The sequence below is a fragment of the Mycobacterium sp. NGS69 genome, from assembly GCF_059812165.1.
The window spans coordinates 97,034-114,551 of the sequence record NZ_JCALCD010000008.1; the positions used below are offsets into that span (position 1 = coordinate 97,034).

21 protein-coding genes and 1 tRNA gene are annotated in these 17,518 nt (G+C 67.9%); 6 read left to right on the plus strand and 16 right to left on the minus strand.

Features of this window, described 5'->3' with window-relative positions:
* Positions 1 to 75: 75 nt before the first annotated feature.
* A complete protein-coding gene (locus AC5Y2S_RS23075; RefSeq protein WP_499958630.1) occupies positions 76 to 873 on the plus strand; it encodes a WecB/TagA/CpsF family glycosyltransferase in 798 nt (265 codons plus the stop codon).
* Here AC5Y2S_RS23075 and AC5Y2S_RS23080 read toward each other — a convergent pair.
* From AC5Y2S_RS23080 to AC5Y2S_RS23090, 3 genes are read right to left on the minus strand one after another with little or no spacing between them, the layout of a single operon-like run.
* Positions 839 to 1,399 (minus strand): D-glycero-alpha-D-manno-heptose-1,7-bisphosphate 7-phosphatase, encoded by a 561-nt coding sequence (locus AC5Y2S_RS23080; RefSeq protein ID WP_499958631.1) that lies wholly within the window; start codon positions 1,397 to 1,399, stop codon positions 839 to 841. The genes AC5Y2S_RS23075 and AC5Y2S_RS23080 overlap by 35 nt on opposite strands.
* A gap of 11 nt (positions 1,400 to 1,410) precedes the next feature.
* Positions 1,411 to 2,028, minus strand: coding sequence for a D-sedoheptulose-7-phosphate isomerase (locus tag AC5Y2S_RS23085; RefSeq protein ID WP_499958633.1), 618 nt, complete (start codon positions 2,026 to 2,028; stop codon positions 1,411 to 1,413).
* Positions 2,016 to 3,032, minus strand: a complete 1,017-nt coding sequence (locus AC5Y2S_RS23090; protein WP_499958634.1) for a GHMP family kinase ATP-binding protein — start codon at positions 3,030 to 3,032, stop codon at positions 2,016 to 2,018. Before AC5Y2S_RS23090 ends, AC5Y2S_RS23085 begins: the two co-directional genes overlap by 13 nt.
* Before the next feature lie 329 nt (positions 3,033 to 3,361).
* Between AC5Y2S_RS23090 and AC5Y2S_RS23095 the strand changes: the two genes are divergently transcribed.
* Positions 3,362 to 4,117 (plus strand): class I SAM-dependent methyltransferase, encoded by a 756-nt coding sequence (locus AC5Y2S_RS23095; RefSeq protein ID WP_499958635.1) that lies wholly within the window; start codon positions 3,362 to 3,364, stop codon positions 4,115 to 4,117.
* On the opposite strand, the gene AC5Y2S_RS23100 is transcribed toward AC5Y2S_RS23095, so the two are convergent.
* Positions 4,114 to 5,259, minus strand: coding sequence for a M42 family metallopeptidase (locus AC5Y2S_RS23100; protein WP_499958636.1), 1,146 nt, complete (start codon positions 5,257 to 5,259; stop codon positions 4,114 to 4,116). The two genes, AC5Y2S_RS23095 and AC5Y2S_RS23100, sit on opposite strands and share 4 nt — an antisense overlap.
* A gap of 140 nt (positions 5,260 to 5,399) precedes the next feature.
* Here AC5Y2S_RS23100 and AC5Y2S_RS23105 point away from each other — a divergent pair, with 140 nt between their 5' ends.
* Entirely contained in the window at positions 5,400 to 5,633 is a 234-nt protein-coding gene (locus AC5Y2S_RS23105; RefSeq protein WP_499958638.1) for a DUF7218 family protein, read from the plus strand.
* A gap of 44 nt (positions 5,634 to 5,677) precedes the next feature.
* On the opposite strand, the gene AC5Y2S_RS23110 is transcribed toward AC5Y2S_RS23105, so the two are convergent.
* From AC5Y2S_RS23110 to AC5Y2S_RS23165, 12 genes are all read right to left on the minus strand, one after another.
* On the minus strand, positions 5,678 to 6,253 hold the full coding sequence (locus AC5Y2S_RS23110) for a lipoprotein LppJ family protein (protein WP_499958639.1): 576 nt from the start codon (positions 6,251 to 6,253) through the stop codon (positions 5,678 to 5,680).
* Complete coding sequence (locus AC5Y2S_RS23115; protein ID WP_499958723.1) at positions 6,234 to 8,162, minus strand: putative alpha/beta hydrolase; 1,929 nt, start codon at positions 8,160 to 8,162, stop codon at positions 6,234 to 6,236. Before AC5Y2S_RS23115 ends, AC5Y2S_RS23110 begins: the two co-directional genes overlap by 20 nt.
* A gap of 327 nt (positions 8,163 to 8,489) precedes the next feature.
* Positions 8,490 to 8,696, minus strand: coding sequence for a hypothetical protein (locus tag AC5Y2S_RS23120; protein WP_499958640.1), 207 nt, complete (start codon positions 8,694 to 8,696; stop codon positions 8,490 to 8,492).
* A 774-nt stretch (positions 8,697 to 9,470) separates the two neighbouring features.
* Entirely contained in the window at positions 9,471 to 9,740 is a 270-nt protein-coding gene (locus tag AC5Y2S_RS23125; RefSeq protein WP_499958641.1) for a hypothetical protein, read from the minus strand.
* 225 nt (positions 9,741 to 9,965) lie between these two features.
* Positions 9,966 to 10,244 carry a hypothetical protein gene (locus AC5Y2S_RS23130; protein ID WP_499958643.1) on the minus strand — a complete coding sequence of 93 codons (279 nt, stop codon included), beginning with the start codon at positions 10,242 to 10,244 and terminating at the stop codon, positions 9,966 to 9,968.
* Positions 10,231 to 10,899 carry a hypothetical protein gene (locus AC5Y2S_RS23135; RefSeq protein ID WP_499958644.1) on the minus strand — a complete coding sequence of 223 codons (669 nt, stop codon included), beginning with the start codon at positions 10,897 to 10,899 and terminating at the stop codon, positions 10,231 to 10,233. The genes AC5Y2S_RS23130 and AC5Y2S_RS23135 overlap by 14 nt, the downstream gene beginning before the upstream one ends.
* Positions 10,899 to 11,174 carry a hypothetical protein gene (locus AC5Y2S_RS23140; protein WP_499958645.1) on the minus strand — a complete coding sequence of 92 codons (276 nt, stop codon included), beginning with the start codon at positions 11,172 to 11,174 and terminating at the stop codon, positions 10,899 to 10,901. Before AC5Y2S_RS23140 ends, AC5Y2S_RS23135 begins: the two co-directional genes overlap by 1 nt.
* Positions 11,175 to 11,465: 291 nt before the next feature.
* A tRNA-Ala gene (locus AC5Y2S_RS23145) sits at positions 11,466 to 11,538 on the minus strand.
* Positions 11,539 to 11,588: 50 nt separating this feature from the next.
* Positions 11,589 to 12,596 (minus strand): divisome protein SepX/GlpR, encoded by a 1,008-nt coding sequence (gene sepX / locus AC5Y2S_RS23150; RefSeq protein ID WP_499958647.1) that lies wholly within the window; start codon positions 12,594 to 12,596, stop codon positions 11,589 to 11,591.
* Positions 12,597 to 12,739: 143 nt separating this feature from the next.
* Positions 12,740 to 13,393 carry a GNAT family N-acetyltransferase gene (locus AC5Y2S_RS23155; RefSeq protein ID WP_499958724.1) on the minus strand — a complete coding sequence of 218 codons (654 nt, stop codon included), beginning with the start codon at positions 13,391 to 13,393 and terminating at the stop codon, positions 12,740 to 12,742.
* A 21-nt stretch (positions 13,394 to 13,414) separates the two neighbouring features.
* Complete coding sequence (gene glp, locus AC5Y2S_RS23160; protein ID WP_499903423.1) at positions 13,415 to 14,692, minus strand: molybdotransferase-like divisome protein Glp; 1,278 nt, start codon at positions 14,690 to 14,692, stop codon at positions 13,415 to 13,417.
* 33 nt (positions 14,693 to 14,725) lie between these two features.
* Positions 14,726 to 15,637: a UTP--glucose-1-phosphate uridylyltransferase gene (locus AC5Y2S_RS23165; protein ID WP_499958649.1), complete on the minus strand. Its 912-nt coding sequence runs from the start codon at positions 15,635 to 15,637 to the stop codon at positions 14,726 to 14,728.
* 77 nt (positions 15,638 to 15,714) lie between these two features.
* Between AC5Y2S_RS23165 and AC5Y2S_RS23170 the strand changes: the two genes are divergently transcribed.
* From AC5Y2S_RS23170 to AC5Y2S_RS23180, 3 genes are all read left to right on the plus strand, one after another.
* On the plus strand, positions 15,715 to 16,308 hold the full coding sequence (locus tag AC5Y2S_RS23170) for a 5-formyltetrahydrofolate cyclo-ligase (protein ID WP_499958651.1): 594 nt from the start codon (positions 15,715 to 15,717) through the stop codon (positions 16,306 to 16,308).
* 75 nt (positions 16,309 to 16,383) lie between these two features.
* Positions 16,384 to 16,728, plus strand: a complete 345-nt coding sequence (locus tag AC5Y2S_RS23175; RefSeq protein WP_499958652.1) for an FmdB family zinc ribbon protein — start codon at positions 16,384 to 16,386, stop codon at positions 16,726 to 16,728.
* Between the two features lie 66 nt (positions 16,729 to 16,794).
* The gene (locus AC5Y2S_RS23180; protein ID WP_499958653.1) at positions 16,795 to 17,463 is read left to right on the plus strand and encodes an SAF domain-containing protein; all 669 of its coding nucleotides are present in this window, start codon (positions 16,795 to 16,797) and stop codon (positions 17,461 to 17,463) included.
* The last annotated feature ends 55 nt before the right edge of the window (positions 17,464 to 17,518 follow it).

Below are 17,518 nucleotides of genomic sequence, written 5' to 3' on the forward strand. Positions count from 1 at the left end.
CGCAGCCTCGTGCATGGGTCGCCCTACCGACCGGTGCCGCGCACCAGATGAGCGATCGTGGTCGGATCACCGAAATTGACAGGGTCGCCGCCGCCGAGGGTCCGGGTAGGCAACGTCTGGTTCGACGCACTAACCCAGGACGAGGTAGTCGGCGTTGTCCGCAAGGCCTGGCGCGCCGGCCAGGGCGGCTCCGTCATCCCGGTGAACGTCGACGTGGCCCGGGCGGCCGCGCAGGATGCGGCGCTCGCCGGGCTCATCGCCAGGGGGTCCCTTGTCGTCGCAGACGGCATGCCTTTGGTGTGGGCGGCGCGGATCAAGGGCGACAGGCTGCCCGAGCGGGTCGCCGGCTCGTCGCTGATCTTCCCGTTGAGCGCGGCGGCGGCCGCCGATGGAAGATCGGTGTACTTCCTCGGCGGCGCCGAGGGGGTGCCGCAGAAGGCGGCCGAGGCGCTCGTCGCGCGCTCGGCCAACCTACGCATCGCCGGCGCCGTGTCGCCGGAACACGGCTTCGACAAGACGGAGGAAGGGGCGCGGCGGGCGGTCGCCGCCGTTGCGGCGGCCGCACCAGATCTGGTGTTCGTGGGCTTGGGCTTCCCCAGGCAGGAACGCCTCATCGAACTGGTGCGCCAAGAGCTGCCCCATGCCTGGTGCCTCGCCTGCGGTGGCGGAATCGCGATGACCGCCGGTATCGTCCGCCGGGCATCCCCCGTGCTACAACGACTCGGACTCGAGTGGGTGCACCGGCTGGCGCTCGAGCCGCGACGACTTGCGAGCCGGTACCTCCGGGACGATCTACCGTTCGCGCTGGCGTTGATAATTCGCTCGGCAGTGCAACGGTTTAGGCGAAACTCGATTCCTTCGCACCAAGGATGAGGCACACGGCCCCGGCAAGGTCGTCCGCTACAAAGTCGGCGCCGGCCGCCGCTTTCCCGCCGGCACGCAGCAAGATGGTCGCCGCCCCGGCCGCTCGGCCCGCCATTACATCCGCCTCGCTGTCGCCAATCATCACCGACTCCGCAAGAGCGAAACCGTGCTCCTGCGCCGCACGCAACAACATGCCCGCTTCGGGCTTGCGGCAGTCGCAGCTGGCCGCCGCGTGGGGGCAGTGGTACACCGCATCAAGGCGCGCGCCTTCGTGCGCCAAAAGTTCTTCCAGACGGTCTTGGATGGCGGCGAAACGCTCCGCCGCCGCGGACGGTTCGGACAGCCAACGCTGGTTGGTCACCAGGACTGTGCGCAGCCCGGCGGCATTCAAGGCGGCCACCGCCAGGGCCGCGCCGGGCAACAGACGCAGCTCGTCAGGCGATCTGATGTACTCGCCATCGGCCGCCTTGACGTTGATGGTTCCGTCCCGGTCCAGAAAGACGGTGCGCACGTTGCGCAGCGCGGGCCCGGCCATCTTCGGGACTGTCAGGAGGACCTGGGAAACAGTGCGGCCTCCACCATTTCGCAAATCGAGTGGCCCAGGTGCAGGCATGCCTCCTGAACCCGTCCGGTGTTGTCGCTCGGTACGCGAATGCAGAAGTCGGCGAGATGGGCCACTTTCCCGCCGCGGGCACCGGTCAGCGCCACGGTCGTCATCCCGGCACCGGCGGCCGCCTCGAGCGCGCGGACGACATTCGGCGAGTTGCCCGATGTGGTGAGGCCGACCACGACGTCGCCCGCGCGGCCGGCCGCGAGGACTTGCCGGGCAAAAACCTCGTCGTAGGAATAGTCGTTACCGATCGCCGTCATGGCCGCGGTGGCGTCGGGCAAGCTGATCGCGGCGAGACCCGGGCGGTCAAAAGCGAAGCGACCCATCAGCTCTGCCGCAAGATGTCCCGCGTCTTGCGCCGACCCGCCGTTGCCGAAGAAGATCACCTTTCCGCCGGAGCGCAGGGACTCGATCATCAGTCGGGCAATCGCGACGGTCTGCTCGGCGAAGGCGCCCGACAGCATCTGTTGCTTGACCGCGATCGTCTCCGCCAAGCGATCCTGGACCAACTCGACGCTTGGGATGACGACATCCGAGTCGCTCATGCCTGCCATGTGGTCAATCCTTTGTTTTCGAAGGCGAATTCGGTGATAGCGGCCCCGGCGGATTCAAGGGATTCGATGAGGCGGTGCTTTTTTTCGAAGTCACAGAACAGCAGGATGTATCCTCCACCGCCTGCCCCCGTTATCTTGCCACCCAATGCGCCATTTTTCAGGGCCAGGTCGTACAGCTCGTCGATGCGTTCATTCGTGATGTACGGCGACATGCGTTTCTTTTGAATCCAGGCTTCACCCAGCAACGCACCGAAATCGGCCAGCTTGCCGGTGAGCAGTGCCGCCTTCATGGCAACCGCCAATTCCTTCTGGGCTCGCAGTCCCGCGAGGGTGTCATCAGCGCCCGCGGTGGCGCGGCGCGTTTGGTCCTCGATCACCCGTGCGGAGTCCCGCGTGATGCCCGTGAAGCAAAGCAGCAGGCTCAGTTCCAGCTCGAAAGCGATCTCGTCACGAATGCGCAGTGGATTGACAATCACATGATCGGTGAATTCGATGAAATTGAACCCGCCGAACGTCGCCGCGTACAGGTCCTGCATGCCACCTGTGATTCCGAGGTCTTCGCGTTCGATGGCGCACGCCAGCTGGGCGGTCTCATACTCGCCCAGCGGAACCCCGTAATGCTCCGCGAGCAGGCCGGTGAGGGCGACCATCATCGTTGATGACGATCCCAGCCCTGAACCGGGCGGAGCGCTGGAACGGAGCACGAGGTCGTAGCCGTCCGTCCCGTCCCGGCCGAACCTGCGCACCGCTGCCTTGATCAAATCGAGGCTGCCGTCGTAGAGAATCTCGCTGTCGAGGGTCATCTCGTGAGTGGTCTTGAAGTCCACAGATTCGATCGAAACCTTCCGGTCGGTGCGCGGGGTAAGCGATCCCTGGGCGTAGCGGTCGATGGTTGCCGACAGGACGCAGCCGCCTTCGATCGACGGAAAAGGCGGCACGTCAGTGCCGCCGCCGGCAAACGATATCCGCAGCGGCGCGCGAGCGCGGATTCGTGGCCTGGTCATGGAATTCTTCTTCGACACAATTCGCGCGGGTGTCCGACGCGCCCCGCGGTGGCCACCGTCGGCGAAATTCGAGAGACCATGTTCGCCACGCGTTAACCCCCATTCATCGCTAGAGTCACTCGTGCGTGAGGAAGTCTGCCTCACGAAGCTCGTTTCCGTACCGCAACTGGCTTACCACGAATCGGCGCAGTTCGGCGGGGTAACCGACAGCGAAGTCGTCAACCTGTTAGATGGAGACGAATGCGCATGCCATCGAACGTCTGCGCCGGGCCGACCGGCGCCTTCCGCCGCGCCGGCCGCTCGCCGACAGGGCTGACGAGAGCAAACGCATGACCCAGGATCCGATCGAGCTGACCCGCGGTCTCCTCGAGACAACCGCCGTGCTGCGCAACGGTTTCCTCGACGTGTTGGGGGAATCGACGACTTCCCCGGCCCCGACGTTTGCGCAACGCGCGATGAACAGCCCGTTCGTCGCGACCGTCTACGAGCGGCTCTGGCGTCCGACTGCCTTCTACGTCGCCAGCGGGGTCACCAGCCGCGCCGAGCAGCGCCGCGCGGCGTCCGCCCTGCATCTGGCCACCGCTTCGCGATTGCTCGACGTGGCTTGCGGGCCAGGCAATTTCACCGGGCCGCTGGCGTCCGAACTGGCCGACGGCGGCCTCGCGGTCGGATTCGACATTTCCGAGCCGATGCTGACCCGCGCCGTGCGGGACAACGCCGGTGCGCGCACGTGTTATGTCCGCGGCGATGCCCGGACGTTGCCGTTCGCCGACGAAACATTCGACGCCGTCTGCTGTTTCGGCGCGCTGTATCTGATGCCCGAGCCGTTTGGGGTGGCTCGCGAGATGCTGCGGGTACTCGCGCCCGGCGGCCGCATCGCGATCCTCACCAGTTACGCCACTGGGGCGCCGCCGCTGCGCCAGGTGCTGACCGGCGGCGCTCGCGTGATCGGTCTCGAAATGTTCGACCGCCGCGCCTTCGTCGAGCTGTTCTCATCGGCCGGCCTCCTCGACATCGATCAACAGACGCAACGCGTGCTGCAGTTCGTCGCCGCCAGGAAACCGGACTCGACTAAAGAAGGCTAATCCGTTGCCCCGGAACGGTTCTCGTTCCCGAGCTGTAGCACGAAGTCGGCGACGATCTCGGCGATGTCGTCGAGGGCGCGCCGGGACATGACCTCGTAGCCGTGCGTGCTCAGCGTCGGTAGGCACAGCAGGGCCGCGCGCGGCGTCAGCCCGTTGGCCTTGGAATGTGAGGCGTCGGACTCGAACGCGCCCAGCACCGCGGCCTGCGGCTCGAGCCCGCGATCGGAGGCGATGGCCATCAGCCGGTCGGCGACGTCCTTGTCGTATACGCACAGGGCGTCGCTGTAGCCGATGATCGGACCGCCGGTGACGGTGGTGCCGTACTCCTGCTCGGTGGGCCCGACCTCCAGGGCGAGGGTGAGCGTGCCCGGCAGCGAGGCGGTGGCGTACGAGCCGCCCACCCCGCCGATCTCCTCGTTGGTCGTGAACACCAGGTAGACGTCGTGGGCAGGCCGTTTTGCGCGCTCACGCAGCAACTGAGCGGCGCGCAGCAGGGCGGTCACGGCGGCGCGGTCGTCGAGGAAGTAGCAGCCGACATAGTTCCCGATCTCGACCATCGTCCTCTTGCTCCGCTCGACGCATACCCGCGTGCCGGGCCGGACGCCCGCGTCGGCGAGCTCCTTTTCGGTGCGGCCGGTGAAGACGTAGACGTGCTCCCAGTCCAGCGCCTGGTCGCCCGCGTCGGGCTTGGTCTCCCAGATCCGCGGGCTCTCCTTGGTGGTGTGCTCGGAGCCGAGCGTGAGCACCGCGGTGAGCGTCTCGTGCTCGCCGAGGACGGCGACCGGGCCGAGTCCGAAGTTGCCGGGATACATGGTGCCCAGCTGCGTCACGTGCAGCGAGCCGTCCGGCTCGATGCGCTTGACCAACATGGACAGTTCGTCCATGTGCGCCATGACGCGCGTCGCGGTGCTGCGGCCGGCGGTCGCGGCCGATCGGTGGCGGTGCCCGCCGCCGTCGGGGGGACCGCCCGCGGCGATGTAGCCGACGAGGTTTCCGGCTTCGTCGGTCCACATGTCGTCGACGACGGGTTCCAGCTCGCGGGCGCAGACGGCTCGGACCTCGTCCTCCTGGCCGCAGGGCCCGTAGGTCCACAGAAGCTCTTTCAGCAGCGCTTCGGTCGCGTCGGGATCGCGGGGCGCCATCTGGTCCTTTCGCTCATTTAGCTCGGCCGACAACTGGATCAGTACCCAAATCGCGCATCGGCAACCCGGCGTCCGAGCACAGATGGCTCCCACGCGGTTGAAAGTGGGTATTCGAGTTGCACGGTGTAAAGGAGACCAAAGTGGCGAAAGATCATGGGTCGAGCGTCAAGAACGACAAGCAATACGAGGGTCTGCGCAAAAAGGGGATGAGTAAGTCGAGGGCGGCCGCGATATCGAATTCTCCCGGCGCCTCCAGCAGGGGCGGCAAGAGTTCGGGCAGCAGCCAAAGCAGCCAAAGCAGCGGTAGCGGCAGCGGCGGTAACCAGTCACAGAAAAAGGCCGCTGGGCGCAAGGGTGGCAAGAAGTCGGGCTAGCTCAATACGCCTCGAGCGGAACGCATTTCGATCCGCAAAAACCGCTAGCGCGTGGTCAGCTGGCTGGTGATATCGAGTCCGGCGCCCGGGTCGTGGTGATGGTCGGTCGTGTTCCGGCATTCGCCGTACAGGATGATTTGTCCGCGGCTGTGGTCTGACGGCAAGAGGCTCATGTTTGCCGTCACGCCGTTCTTGTTCAGCGTGGTGCCGTGGTAGTGCTGTCCGGGTGGGGCACCCTCGCTCCAGCCGTGCGAGATCATCGCGGCGCGGATGTGCTGGAAGTACACGTCCGCGTCGCCCTGCAGCAAAAACCCGATCGTCACCCTGCCCTGATAGGGCGGATCGCCTTGGTCATTGCAGGAGGCGAACGAAAACCCGCCGTCGACGCCCTGCAGGCCCGCCGCGGCGACGATCTCCTTGGCCGGCTCGATCACCTGGGCCTTGGTCTGATCGTCCGTCAACGGATGGGCGGAATCGTCAAAGGGCTTGGAAGAGCCCGACGAGTGCGGTTTCGGAAACACCAGCGAACACCCTCCTAACAACGTGACGACCACGACTAGCGCGGCAAGCGATGCTCGCCGCGACCAAATGCGTTGCCGCTCAGTGATGGTGTTGGTCATCGAAGACATGATCATCGGTAACAGATGCGGGCGCGCGGCCCCACTCCGGGTCAATGACGACACCGGGTATCCCGGGCCCGACTGGACCCAGGCCCGGGATGTTGACCTTGCCCGGCTGGTAGCGGTGTTGGGCCGTCAAGCCGTCGGATTCCAGCGCGTCACCGTGACCCGAGGTGATGTCGGCCATGCTGTGCAGCGCCTCGCTGCCCGGATGGTAGTAGTACGAATGGTCGTGCGGATTGACGCCGTCGGAGCCGGGCACTTCGGCGCGGAAGCGCACCGATCCGAATCCATCGGCCGCGGGGTCGGCGCCCAGGCCGGGGGTCAGGCCGAGCACCTGACCGCCGACGTTGTCCCGGTTCACGTAGTGGCTCAGGCCATTCAGCTCCCCGAGCATGCCGACCGGATCCGTCGACGCGTCGCCCACGTACACATGCCCGCCGTCGAGATGAAAGCTCGCGGCATTGGGGGCGAGATCCGTGCCCGGGCAGCCGATGAGCACCGCGTCGTTGGCGTGCATGTGGCCCAGGGCGAAGGCGTCGGCCACCGTCGTCGAACCGTACGAGTGGCCCAGCACAGTGACGTGCTGGCCGGCGCCGAGATGGGTGGCCCACAAACCGTTGACGTCTTGGGCCAGGGCCTGACCGCCGGTCCGGGCCAGCGCCGGGGTGGAGATCCGCTGGACGTCCTTGAAGTCGTTGGGGGCGTCGTACCCCATCCACGCGATCACCGCCGTGGGGTTTCTCGGGTCGGCGGCGTTGGCCTGGCCGAAGAGGTTGAGCGCATCGTTGTGGCCGTCGTGCAGCCAACCGCCCTTCACGCTGCTGCTGGTGCCCGGCACGATCACCGCGGTGTTCTTGGCCAGGTCGGGGTTGCCGATGGCGATCGCCGCGCGGCCCTTGCCGCCGAAAGCCAGTGGGTCATAGGCGAACAGAAACACCGGGTTGTGGCCGTTGTCGGAGTCGCGATCGAGCCCCTGCTTGGTCTGATCGGCGTTCTGGTAGCGGGTGATGTCGGTGGCCGACAGGCCGTACTTGGCCGGGTCGCGCAGCACGTCGTCCGGGGAGACGCCGTAGCGGGCGGCGATGTCGCGGACCCGGTTGAGGTCCTGGGTCATCACCGCCATGTTGGCATCGCTGCGCGCGAGGACCGGGACGCCGTTGACGTTGCCGACCTGATCCGGGTGCTCGGCGAGGAGCTGCCGGCGCTCCCCCGGCGTCAACGATGTCCACCACCTGTTGACGTCCTCCGGGCTGGTGCCCGGCGGCGGAATCTCGGGTTTGGCGTCCACCGCCTGCAGAACCTCGGGGTCATAACCCTCGGCGCGCAGGGTGGCCAGCGCCCCCTGCAGGTACGTCGAATAGCCGTCGCGCACCGATACGATCTGGGCCAGAGCGGATTTGGTGTCGGCGATGGCCTCGTTTTCGAGATCGGCGATGTGCAGATCCAGGAGTCTTCGCTCGCCCGCGGTGAGGTGGGTGTCTTTCTCCGCCTCCACCGCCTGGCCGATTTCGTCGTCGAGCTGCTGCAGCTGACCCTCCAAAGTGGAGATCAGCGCCGCGCCGGTTCGCTGCGCCTCGGCCAAGGCGGCGGCGATGTTTTCCAAATCGGCGCCGATCTTGGGCAGCTGCAGCGACTGCGCGCCCAGCGCCTTGGTCACCCGCTGCACCTCGGCGGAATCGTTGATCGGGTGGTCGCCGTTCTCGTGGTTCCAGGCCGCCTCGAAGCGGCGCCGCGCCTCCTCGAACGACGCGCTGGACTCGGAGGTGCACCGACCCGCGGCGTGAAAGGCCTCCGCCAATTCCGAAATCTGCGCCGGGCGACCGACCTGAAGGCTCTGGTTGATCAACCACGGATCGCCGCCCGCCTCGGCGATCAGCGCCGGAACGCTTATGTAGCGCAGCTGCACCGCACTGCCCGTCCCGAGCACGGGGAATCCGCGTCGACCTGCATCGCGATCCCCCTTTCCGAGCTGGTGACAACGCTACAACCAGTTGGGGTAGTCGCTTACTCTATTCCGTCCCGCGGAGCAGCGGTTTGGTAAACGAGCAGCTACGCGCGTTAAACACCGACCCGATCGAAGGGGATTCCCCATGTCGGACACCAAGTCAGCGAGACGGCGGGCATCCCGACTGGCCCAAACGGCTGCAGCAACTATCTTTGTCGCGGCCGGGTTGGCCATCGCGGAGCTTTCCTGGCCGCGACCGGGTGCGCCGTCCGCTGTTGCCAGGTACGTTTACGGCGGCGGGTCGCCGGATTCGGCCGCCGTCGACCAGGTTCGGGCCGCGTTATCCAACGACGTCTGGTTCATCGCCGGGTACGGCCTGGCGCTGACGGGGTTTGCTTGGATCTTCTGGCTGTGGGCCATCTCCGAGTTTGGCCGGCTGTCGGCGAAATACGTCGCGGCGGCGGTGGGCCTTACCGTCGGCGCGGACCTCGCCAAGCTTTTGCTGCTCGATTACGCCCTCCGCCACCACAATTCGGCGGACTTGATCACGGCGGCAGCTGTGGCGTCGATCATCAAATGGTGTGCGGGGCTGCTAGCCCTCGGCGGCTGCCTCGCAACGTTGGGAGTTTTCCTGCGCGCACTTGTGCCCTGGTCCCGGCGACTGCGGGACCGTGTGTCCGCGCTGGCGCAGAGGTGGCGGTGGCTTGGCGCCTGCTCTTCCGCACTGACGTGGCCGTGGCGGTCGTTGCGCGCCCACCTGCGCAAGGTGGTGGCGGGTTCGCGGTGGTTCAAGACGTGCGCCCCGGGCAAGACTGAAATCGCCTACTCCGGCAAGACCAGCGCCACGTGGTGGCGCGATCTGCAAGCAGAACCTCCCGCCACGCGCGGAAAAACGGACGAATTGAGCTGGGCCAACGCGTATTACGTGCCCGGCGCCGAGAAAGTCAGGAAATCCCGGGAGGGCGACCCGGTCCAGGCCATTTGCCTGTCCGGTGGCGGGGTGCGGTCGGCCTGCATTGCGATGGGCGTGACGCAAGAGTTCTCGAAGGCGCCCCCGATCAAGCTGACGCCGAAAATCAGGCGGCGGTTCCGCCGCAGGGCGGCGGCTCCCAAGCTCATCGACGCCGTCGACTACGTGATATCGGTATCCGGCGGCGGTTACACCGCCGGGGCGCGACTGCTCGCCGTGCACGACAAGGAAAGCCCTTTGTTGTCAGAGCGTTTCGAGGAGGGATCGCCCGAATTCAATCATTTCCGCAGGCACTCAAGCTATATCGCGGACTCGCCCGGAGAATTGCTCCTGGCGCTGACCATGGTATTGAAGAATTTGATCGCATCGATGGCCATCCTGTTCACCCTGCCCGCGGTGTTGGGCTCGGTGCTCGGATATCTGTTTTCTCGCTCCGTCTTCTCCTTCGCCGTGATCGTTCCGGTGCCGAATCCAAGTCTCGGTGGCCCGCACTCTCTCCCTTGCCTGACAGCGCATTCCGCGTCGTGGTACGCGGTCACCTTCTTCGCGGCTCTCGCCGTGTTCTTCACGAGCGCGGCGATGTTCGTCGAGTTTGTGTCGTGGAAGAGCTTGAGTGAGTGGCTGAAACTGCGGCTGCAGGGCCTCGCGTTCGGCAGCGCAGTATTCGCGGTACTGGTGCTGGCGGTGGTCGCCGGATTGCCCGCGTTGATGCGGCTCTGCTGGTGGCTGGGTGAGCGCGCGCCAGGGAACCAGGGCGGCGCCGCCGCGGCCGTCTCCGGGTTGGTTGGCCTGAACTACCTGGCGGCGATCGCCGCGATGGTGTGGAAGGACCGCGACAAGCTATCGAAGGAGGCGACGAAACTTTCGTCGTTGAAGCGGCTGTTGCCGCCGGGCGTCGTCGCATTGATGCTGGTGATGGCGACCTTGGCCGTCTTGCTGGTCGCCTGGCTGATCATCCTGGGCTGCTTCGCGGCAAACGTGTTCCAGCACGCCATCGCCGACGGAAAGGAGAACACCTTTTTCCAGATGCCGTTCTCCTCGTGGTGGCTCCCCGCGCTGCTACTGCTGACCATGCTGTGGATCGGCTCGGTGGATATCGCCTCGCTCAGCCTGAATCCCTTTTATCGGTCCCGATTGGGCCAGGCGTTCGCCGTCCAGCGCGTCAAGCACGGCGACCATTGGCACGCGGAAGCCTTCCACCCCAACAAATTCACCTGGTTCAACGAGTTTGGCGAAGTGCCGGCCGGCGGCCCCAAGTTCGTGTTCGCGGCCGCCGCCACCATCACCGGAAAGGACAGGCCCGCCCCGGGACTGAACGCGGTGTCCTATGTGCTGAGCCACGATTACATCGGCGGCCCCGACCTGGGATGGATGCGAACCCCTAAGCTGTTTGGCCAATCGCCGCCGAGGATCAAGCGCGATCTCACGGTCTTGACGGCGGTCGCGGTCAGTGGCGCCGCGTTCGCCTCGGCGATGGGGCGCCATCAGAAAGGCTTCGAAAAGCTGCTGGCCATTTCGGGCGCCCGCCTGGGCACCTGGCTGCCCAATCCGAAATTCGTCGCCAACCTTGCGGGCGCCGAGAAGGACGAATGCCTCGACCCCAAGGACAACACGAGGCCCTGGCCGAGATCGCTGCCCGCCATGCGCGGCGCCGGCTATTACTACCGCGAGCTCTTCGGTTTCAACTACAGCGACGGGCGGCTGGTGCAGGTCACCGACGGCGGCCACTACGAGAACCTCGGACTGGTCGAGGCGTTGCGCCGCCGCAGCCGATTGATCTTCTGCGTCGATGGCGGGGGTGACGCCCCGCCCTTGGCCAGCGGGCTATCCGACGCTCTGCGGCTGGCCGAATACGAACTGGGCGTGACGGTCACGTTCGACGATTTCCCCGGATACGCCTTGCGCGACCTCACGCCCGGCTCCGGCGAGCCGTTCAAGAAGGGAGACGCGTTCGACAGCTTGAACGGCCGGCTCGCGAAGAGGACGGTCGCGATCGGGCTCATCACCTACCCCGCGGCCTCCGGCCTCACCGACGGAGAGGAACGCCGCGGCGTGCTGATCTTCGCCAAAGCGGTGCTGTGCCGGGACTTGCCCGAGTGGCTCTTGACATATGCCGCCGCGAACGGCGTGTTCCCTCACGACCCCACGTCGGACCAATGGTTCAACGAAGGGCAGTTCGCCGCCTATACGGCGATGGGACGGATCATGGGGCGCCAGGCCTTGAAGTGCGTCGAATTCCTGACGAAAGTTGGGAAGATCTCAAATCCGACGGCATCCGACCTAGGCAAATTCTGTGGAGCTAAGGGGATTCGAACCCCTGACCTACTCGATGCGAACGAGTCGCGCTACCAACTGCGCCATAGCCCCTGACCGCTAGCAGGCTACCAGCCGCGCGGCGAACCGCCGAACCGCCGGCGCTACTCGCCGACCGCGCGCGGCAGGTCCCGGGGCCAACCGAAGGTCCGCATCGGCATCGCGTAGTCCAGGTGCTCGAAGATGGGGTCCTCGTCGTCGATCTCCAGCACCACCGCGCCGGGTCGCCGCAGCCGCGAGGGCACCAGGTCGTATTCGCGGTCGTAGGCGTTCTCCACGCCGAGCCGGGCGCGTGCCATGCGTTGCATCCGGCGGCGGCGCACCCTCTCCTCGATGCGGGTCTGCCGACGCAAGTAGGCCAGGTACAGCAGGGTCACCGCGGTGGCGCCGCCGCACACCCACCAGGCCGTCGGCGACACCTCGAACGCGGCGGTGGCCGAGCCGATCAGGACGACCGCCATCATCATCAGCACCCGCTTGCGGAACGCGTACTTGCGCGCGCTGACCGCGGCGGCGGCCTTCGGGTCGAACCGGCGCCGCCGCGAGGCGCCCGCCGCGACGAACGCTCGCGGATCCTCGTCCTCCTCGCGCTCGGCCTCGGGCTCCAAACCGGATGAGTCCTCGACGTATTCGTAGCGGTCGTCCAAGTCCGCGTCTTCGTCGGTCTCGGCGCGCTCGGCCACGGTGTGGGGCTCGGTCTCGTCGGCGTCTTCGTCCTCCTCGGCGACCGCCCCCGCCGGCAGCGCCCCGGAATCCTCGATGACGTCGACGTCCAGGTAGTCGGGCTCGGCCGGTTCGGTCGCCGCGGCCCGTACCACGACCGGGCGCGCCACCTCCTCGGTTTGGGCGTCGTCGTCGTCGTGCTCGGTCTCGGCGAGTTCGTCGTCGGCCGCGTCCTCCTCCGGCGTCCAGTCGGGGTCGCTGCGATGACCCGCGGCGGGCCCACTGCGCCGAAGCAGCCGGGAGCCGGCGCCGTTGAGCACCCGGGTGGCGAGGGCGACGTCGCTGGTGCGACGCACGGCGTCGCGTTTGCTGATCAGCATCGGAACAAGGACGAACAGCCAGAGCACCACGAGCGAGATCCACAACAGCGACTGCGGGATGCTTGGCATGATGACTTGCTCCTTACTGGACCCGACCCCCGCGAGGCTCGTTTGTGGCCGATGCGGCTGGGCCGAGGTGACCAGCACAATTACACACCTGTAATTTGCCTCTCACAAGCACCAAATGTCACTCGTGTCGCGGTAGCCACAGTTCACGCCCAGCTGGCGTGGCCGGAGCGGACCAGGGTCGCCGCCACCGACCCCTGCACCTCTTCGACGGTGATCGCCATCAGAAGATGGTCGCGCCAGGCCCGGTCCACCTCGAGGTAGCGGCGCAACAGCCCCTCCTCCCGGAACCCCACCTTTGCCAGCACGGCCCGGCTGGCGGCGTTCTCCGGACGCACGGTCGCCTCCACGCGATGCAGCATGACCGGGCCGAAGCAGTGATCCAGTCCCAGCGCCAACGCCGCCGTCGCCACCCCGCCGCCGGTGGCCGACCTGGACACCCAGTAGCCGATCCACGCCGACCGCAACGCCCCGTGGGTCACATTGCCGATGGTCAGCTGGCCGCAGAAGCGCCCGTCGAGCTCGATAACGAAGGGCAGCATGCGGCCCTTGCGGGCCTCCGAGCGCAGCCCGGAACACAACGCCGGCCACGCGGCGACCGTGTGCCGGATCGTCCAATCGCCGTCCGTGCTGGGCTCCCACGGCTCCAGATGCGCGCGATCGGCCAACCGGATGCGGCTCCACTGCGCGCCGTCCCGCATCCGCACCGCGCGCAACCGGACGACGCCGCCCGGCACCCGCAGCGGCCCCACCTCCGACGGCCAACCCGGGTGACGGGGATTTGCGCGCAACAAGTTCACGAGCATGTGCAGTAGCTTGGCCTAGCCGCGCTGGGCCAGGAACGCCACGTCGACGATCTCGCCGGTGCGGATCTGCTCGGCGCCGCTGGGAACCACGACCAGACAGTTCGCCTCGGCGAGGGTGGCCAACAGGTGCGACGACGACCCCGGCGCCCCGCCCAGCGCCTGCACCAGATACTCACCGCTGTCCTGGTCACGCATCAACTGCCCGCGAAGGTAGCCCTTGCGCCCGGCGACCGACGTGATCGGCGACAGGGCGCGGGCCTGCACGATGCGGCGCATCGGCTGGCGCTTGCCCAGCGACAGCCGGATCAGCGGGCGGACCATCACCTCGAAGACCACCAGCGCGCTGACGGGGTTGGCGGGCAGCAGGAACGTCGGAACGCCCTCGCGGCCCAGCTGCCCGAAGCCCTGGACGGACCCCGGATGCATGGCGACCCGAACCACCTCCATCTCGCCGAGCTCGGACAGCACCGACCGCACCGGCTCGTTGGCCGCGCCGCCGACCGCGCCGGCGATCACCACGACCTCGGCGCGATTGAGCTGGCCTTCGATGACCTCGCGCAGCTCCTTGGGGTCGCTGCTGACGATCCCGACGCGGTTGACCTCGGCCCCGGCGTCGCGGCCCGCCGCCGCCAACGCGTAGGAGTTGACGTCGTAGACCTGCCCGTTCCCCGGGGTGCGCGAGATGTCGACCAGCTCGCCGCCCACGGCGATGACCGACAGGCGCGGGCGCGGATGTACCAGCACCCGTTCCCGGCCCACCGCCGCGAGCAGGCCGACCTGCGCGGCCCCGACGATGGTGCCGGCGCGCACCGCGACGTCGCCGGGCTGGACGTCGTCGCCGGCCCGGCGCACGTAGGCGCCCGACGGGGCCCCCCGCAGGATCCGCACGCGCGACGTGCCGCCGTCGGTCCACCGCACCGGCAGGACGGCGTCGGCCAGCGTCGGCAGCGGGGCCCCGGTCTGCACCCGGACCGCCTGCCGCGGCTGCAGCCGGCTGGGCGTGCGCGAGCCGGCCTCGATGGTTCCCATCACCGGCAGCACCAGCCCGTCGCGCAGGTCCTCGTCGGGCGGCCCGTCGAGGCCTTCGGCGCCCACCTCGCCGACGCCCAGCACGTCGACGCTGCGCACCGCGTAGCCGTCGATGGCGGCCTGGTCGAAACCGGGCATGGGCCGCTCGGTCACCACTTCCTCGGCGCACATCAATCCCTGCGCCTCGGCAATGGCGACCCGTATCGGCCGCGGGGCCACCGCGGCCGCCGTTATCCGAGCCTGCTGCTCCTCAACCGAACGCACAAGCGCGCCTCTCTGACCTGGCGGGGCGCCCGGCTACTGCTCGGTCAGGCCCAACCGCGCCACCAACCATCGCCGCAAATCCGGGCCATAGTCGTCACGATCCAATGCAAAGTCAACCGCAGCCTTCAGGTAGCCGCCGGGATTTCCCAAGTCGTGTCGGGATCCGCGATGCACCACGACATGCACCGGGTGGCCCTCCTTGATCAGCAGCGCGATCGCGTCGGTGAGCTGTAGCTCGTTCCCCGCGCCGCGGTCGATGCGGTGCAGCGCATCGAAGACGGCCCGGTCGAGCACGTACCGGCCGGCCGCCGCATACATCGACGGCGCGTCCTCGGCCTTGGGCTTTTCGACCATGCTCTTGACCCGCAGGACGTCCGGATTGTCGCCGCCCGCAACGGGTTCGACGTCGAACACGCCGTAGGCGCTGATCTCCTCGGGGGGCACCTCGATGGCACACAGCACCGTGCCGCCGTGGTCGGCCCGCACCTTGGCCATCACCTCCAAGACGCCCGTCGGCAGCACCAGGTCGTCGGGCAGCAGCACCATGACGGCGTCCTCGTCCGCCGCCAGCCTCGGCTCCGCGCAGCTGATGGCGTGCCCCAGCCCGAGCGGCTCGGCCTGCACCACGGACTCCACCTTGATGAGCTGCGGTGCCCGGCGCACCTTGTCGAGCATGGCTTGCTTGCCGCGCGCCTCGAGGGTGCCCTCCAAAACCAGGTCTTGGACGAAGTGCGCGACGACGCCGTCCTTGCCCTCGGAGGTGACGATCACCAGGCGTTCCGCCCCGGCCGCGGCCGCCTCCGCGGCGACCAGCTCGATGCCGGGCGTGTCGACGACGGGCAGCAGCTCCTTGGGCACCGTCTTTGTCGCAGGCAAAAATCGCGTACCCAGGCCGGCCGCAGGGACGATCGCCGTGAATGGGATCGGAACATCCGGGCGTGACATTGTTCAAACCATAACCCCCATGCGGCACGCCACCGCGCCGTGGCGGCGCGAAACCCCGGCCTGTCATGGTTGAGGGCATGCCAACCACAAGCAAGGCCGCGTTGCGCGACCGCCTGCTCGCGGCCCGGCGTCGCGTTGCCGACGACGTTCGCGCCGCCGAGGCGCGCGCGCTGCGCGAGCACGTGGAGCCGGTGGTCGACGCCGGGACCACGGTCTGCGCGTACGTGCCGGTGGGTGCCGAGCCGGGGTCGGTCGAGCTGCTCGAGGTGTTGCTGCGCCGGTCCGGACGGGTGTTGTTGCCCGTCGCGCGCACGGGCGCCGACAACGCGCCGTTGCCACTGCGGTGGGGTGAATACCGGCCGGGCGCACTCGTCCGCGGGCCGTGGGGGCTGCTGGAGCCGCCCGCGCCGGAGCTGCCGGAGTCGGCCCTGGGCGAGGCCGCCCTGGTGATCGTGCCGGCGCTGGCGGTCGACCGTCGGGGCGTGCGCCTGGGCCGGGGCCTCGGCTTTTACGACCGCTCGCTGGGCTGCCGACACCCGCAAGCGCGGCTGATCGCGGTGGTGCGCGACGCCGAATTCGTCGACGAACTGCCCGCCGAGCCGCACGACGTGCCGATGACCCACGCGCTGACACCCGGGCTTGGCCTGATCGCGCTTCCCGACCGGGAATGATCGCGATCACGTGGCGGTTCTAGCACTTGACACGGTAGAGTGCTAATCCAAGCCCGTAATCATTCGGAGGTTTTCGTGCCGACTTACAGCTACGCGTGCACCGAGTGCGACGACCGCTTCGATGTCGTGCAGGCCTTCACCGACGACGCGCTGACCACGTGCGAGAAGTGCGACGGCCGGCTGCGCAAGTTGTTCAACTCGGTCGGCGTCGTGTTCAAGGGCAGCGGCTTTTACCGAACCGACAGCCGCGAGGACCGCAAGAAGTCGAAGAGCTCGTCCAACGGATCCAGCGAGGCGGCCTCGAGTTCGGGGTCCGGCGACAAGGGCGGATCGAGCGAGAAGAGCGGGTCCGGGGACAAGGGCGCTTCGAGCGAGAAGTCGACCAGCGCCGCCCCGGCCGCCGCGGCCGCCTCGAGCTAACCGGGTTATCCACAGCGACCTCGCCGACCGGCACCGCCGGCGCTTGGCCGCGCCTACCGTTGCGGCGTGGGCGAATCATCGCTGAACCCAAGCGTGTTCAGTCGCCTGTCGGCGTCGTTGCGCCCCGACTGGACGCGCACCGTGCTGGCCCGGCGGGTCGCCGCGGGCGGGCTCGTCGTGCTGGCCGGCATCGCCACGCTGCGCTCCAATCCCGAGGGCGACTACGCCGAGGTGGTGGTCGCGTCGCGCGACCTGCGCCCGGGCGCCGCGTTGAGCACCGATGACGTCCGGCTCGAAAAGCGTTCGACCACAACGATTCCCGACGGCTCGAAGGCGGACCTCGCCGAGGTCGTCGGTTCGACGCTGGCCGGTCCCGCCCGGCGCGGCGAGGTGCTCACCGACGTCCGGCTGCTCGGCAGCCGGCTCGCCGAGTTGACGGCCGGGCCCGGCGCCCGCATCGTGCCGCTGCACCTGGCGGACGGCGCGCTGCTCGACCTGGTTCGGGCCGGCGACGTCGTGGACGTGCTGGCCGGCCCCGCAACCGACTCGCCGACCGCGGGTCCGCCGGCCAGCCGGGTGGTGGCCACCGACGCCGTCGTCGTCCTCGTGTCGGCCAAGCAGAAGACCCAGGCCGCCGACGCCGACCGCGTAGTGTTGGTTGCGCTGCCGGCTCGCGTGGCGAACACGGTGGCAGGCTCGGCGCTGGGTCAGACAGTAACCCTCACCCTGCATTGAGTATCTGGCCGCCGTTGGGCACGCGATCGATAGCAAACTCTGTCCAGACCAGAAA

Coding starts and splice junctions, on each gene's coding strand:
- AC5Y2S_RS23080 (WP_499958631.1), bottom strand. CDS start 1,399: ATGGCCGGGCCCGCGCTGCGCAACGTGCGCACCGTCTTTCTGGACCGG.
- AC5Y2S_RS23085 (WP_499958633.1), bottom strand. CDS start 2,028: ATGGCAGGCATGAGCGACTCGGATGTCGTCATCCCAAGCGTCGAGTTG.
- AC5Y2S_RS23090 (WP_499958634.1), bottom strand. CDS start 3,032: ATGACCAGGCCACGAATCCGCGCTCGCGCGCCGCTGCGGATATCGTTT.
- AC5Y2S_RS23095 (WP_499958635.1), top strand. CDS start 3,362: ATGACCCAGGATCCGATCGAGCTGACCCGCGGTCTCCTCGAGACAACC.
- AC5Y2S_RS23100 (WP_499958636.1), bottom strand. CDS start 5,259: ATGGCGCCCCGCGATCCCGACGCGACCGAAGCGCTGCTGAAAGAGCTT.
- AC5Y2S_RS23110 (WP_499958639.1), bottom strand. CDS start 6,253: ATGACCAACACCATCACTGAGCGGCAACGCATTTGGTCGCGGCGAGCA.
- AC5Y2S_RS23130 (WP_499958643.1), bottom strand. CDS start 10,244: ATGGTCAGCAGTAGCAGCGCGGGGAGCCACCACGAGGAGAACGGCATC.
- AC5Y2S_RS23140 (WP_499958645.1), bottom strand. CDS start 11,174: ATGAGCCCGATCGCGACCGTCCTCTTCGCGAGCCGGCCGTTCAAGCTG.
- sepX (WP_499958647.1), bottom strand. CDS start 12,596: ATGCCAAGCATCCCGCAGTCGCTGTTGTGGATCTCGCTCGTGGTGCTC.
- AC5Y2S_RS23165 (WP_499958649.1), bottom strand. CDS start 15,637: ATGTCACGCCCGGATGTTCCGATCCCATTCACGGCGATCGTCCCTGCG.
- AC5Y2S_RS23170 (WP_499958651.1), top strand. CDS start 15,715: ATGCCAACCACAAGCAAGGCCGCGTTGCGCGACCGCCTGCTCGCGGCC.